The sequence below is a fragment of the Actibacterium sp. genome, assembly GCF_041584535.1.
Classification (GTDB): Bacteria; Pseudomonadota; Alphaproteobacteria; order Rhodobacterales; family Rhodobacteraceae; genus Actibacterium_D.
This window is the reverse complement of record NZ_JBFHDW010000370.1, coordinates 1-2,192: the sequence shown is the minus strand read 5'-3', so window position 1 is coordinate 2,192 and position 2,192 is coordinate 1. Positions and strand designations below refer to the sequence as shown.

Here is a 2,192-nt window from a genome sequence, read left to right as displayed (position 1 = left end):
GCGCTGCCGCTCGTCGTCGAGCAGTTTTTCGCGGATGCCCGCCGAGGCCATCAGATCCTTGAGCATCTTGCCGAGCGCCATCAGGTCTTTCGCAGGAAGATGGCCGTCATCTTCGCGGGTGGCCTTCATCAGCTGCATCGCCATCGAAGCGATCATGTGCATCAGCACCTTGTGGATCTCGCTTTCCTTGTCGATATCCATGTCGGCCATGAGGGTCTCAGCGATCCCAAACGCCTCGCGCTGATCTTTCAGGAGCTTAGAAAACTCGCCGACAGCCGTTTTTCCGACGTTCAGCTGAAGGCCGGCGGCCTCGAGCTTGAAGTTCAACTCATCCGTGACCGCGATGATGTCGCCAAAGCCGCGCGATGACAGCGCCTCTTTCAGCCACTTGCGCAACTCCTCGGGGATCAGGTCAACCTTGCGCGGCGGCGGCATCTTAACCCCCGGCCCGCGGGCGCTGAATATCCGGGTGGCGGGCAATACCGGTGGCAACTTCAACGCCACGCGGCGTCGCACTCGCCACGATGAAACCGGCATGATCTTCAGTCGTCAGCATGCCCTGCTCTTCGAGCCAGGCCACTTCGCCCTGCACCTGGTCGCGGGTGAAGGTAATGCCGACCGCTTGCAGAACCTGGGTGATCATCGAGACGTTTGAGGTGTATTTGGGCGCATCTTCGAGGCAGCGCAAAATAGCGAGCCGAGCGTGTTGGCGAAGGGTGTCCTGATAGCTCATTTCTTGCTTCCTTCGAGAAGGTGTTCTTCGTGCCGGCTCACAATCTGTTCGAGCCGCGCCATGATCTTTTGGTTGCCTTCCATGACCGCGCGCATTTCTTTTAGCTCGCCGGTTTGGGCCATCATTGCGAGCTGCAGCTGGTGCATGTCGTCCTTGCCAGGCAGCGCCGCGATATCGCGCTCAATGGTAGACAGGCGCGTGTCGTGACGATCCATTCTGCGCGCCCCGCTGAGCAGCCGTTCGTCAAGGCTTTCAAATTTCTTGTCCACATCCTTTCTGCGCGTGGCAAAAACCGCAAAAACAGCCGCGCCAAACGACACGGCCATTGAGATGACTTTCAGCGCCAGATCCCAATCAAATGACATCCCAAGCCCCCAGCAGCAGTTCGTTTCGGTATCGCATTGTCCCTCCTACTTGGGGATCAGGTGTTCATGATTGGGGCAGACCGCTACAAAAACGGCATATGCCTCGGTGATTTCGTCGCGCGTCTGTTGGGTGTCAGAGCGCGATCTCGTTGGCAGACTTTGGCCGATCTCGTCACAGATCTTCGCGGCGGTGGCCGAGCCGGTGTCAGTCGCGATATCCGTGGTCAGCGTAGGGCTGCAGGCCGCTATCGCGAGCAGCATCAGCGGCAGCGTCAAGGCGCGCGGCATGGTCCTGATCCTCCAACTTCTGAGATAAAGACTTGTCGCGCACCGCGTCGCGCCGAAGCCAAGCAAGCGCTGCCATGACCAAGGCCATCACAGCAGCAATCACCGCGGCGCGCGACGGGAGCCAGCCAAACATCAGAGATCCCCCAGCGCCCATTTGCGGATCCGCTCGCGCCGAATCCACATCAGGCCCAACGCGATCACGACAAACCCGCCCAGCGCGATCACCTGAGCTTTGCCTTCCAGCTGCGGCAGAACTTGAAACGCGGTGAAAATGTTCCCAACCTCAGCGACAACCCCCGCCTGCAGCGTCGTCGATTTCATCATCGAGGTTCGGGGCGCCTTGGCGCGGCGCACCGCGAGCAGGCGGGCTCGCGGATAGGGTGCAATGCTGACTGCGTCGCCCTGGTTGCCGCCAAGAACAAGGATGTCGCCCGATGGTCGCCTGCCCGCGAAGAAGCCGACATGACCCTGCCAGCCATCGCGTTTGCCGCGCCAGAACACCACCACGTCACCCGGCTCCGCTTCGCTCAGCGGAACCTCTTCGCCCCACTTCTGATACGAGCGCGCAGCAAGCAGACCTGTGCCCCGAATTCCGGCCGAGGCCAGTACCGACCCGACAAAAGCGGCGCACCAGGCAGTTTCGTCGTCCTTAACCCGGCCGTTGCCGGTGTCTTCAAACATTTTGATGATGGCGGGATTGTGGGTGGCGCCCGGCCACTCCTTGGTGCCGAGGTACTTTTCAGCAATGGCGAAAACATGCTGCATGGGGGTTCGCTCCGGGGTTGAAATTCCGCCCCAGAATGCGG

General features: G+C 60.5%; 5 protein-coding genes. All 5 read right to left on the bottom strand.

Annotated features, from left to right (window positions below):
- A partial coding sequence (locus ABYW26_RS13700) for a phage protein Gp27 family protein (RefSeq protein ID WP_372605468.1) occupies window positions 1–435 on the bottom strand: 435 nt, incomplete at its 3' end.
- 1 nt (window position 436) lies between these two features.
- Window positions 437–733 (bottom strand): hypothetical protein, encoded by a 297-nt coding sequence (locus ABYW26_RS13695; protein ID WP_372605467.1) that lies wholly within the window; start codon window positions 731–733, stop codon window positions 437–439.
- Window positions 730–1,098 carry a DUF2730 family protein gene (locus ABYW26_RS13690; protein ID WP_372605466.1) on the bottom strand — a complete coding sequence of 123 codons (369 nt, stop codon included), beginning with the start codon at window positions 1,096–1,098 and terminating at the stop codon, window positions 730–732. Before ABYW26_RS13690 ends, ABYW26_RS13695 begins: the two co-directional genes overlap by 4 nt.
- Before the next feature lie 45 nt (window positions 1,099–1,143).
- Window positions 1,144–1,386: a hypothetical protein gene (locus ABYW26_RS13685; protein WP_372605465.1), complete on the bottom strand. Its 243-nt coding sequence runs from the start codon at window positions 1,384–1,386 to the stop codon at window positions 1,144–1,146.
- Window positions 1,387–1,518: 132 nt separating this feature from the next.
- Window positions 1,519–2,192: TIGR02594 family protein (locus ABYW26_RS13680; RefSeq protein WP_372605464.1), on the bottom strand; the 674-nt coding region annotated here is incomplete at its 5' end.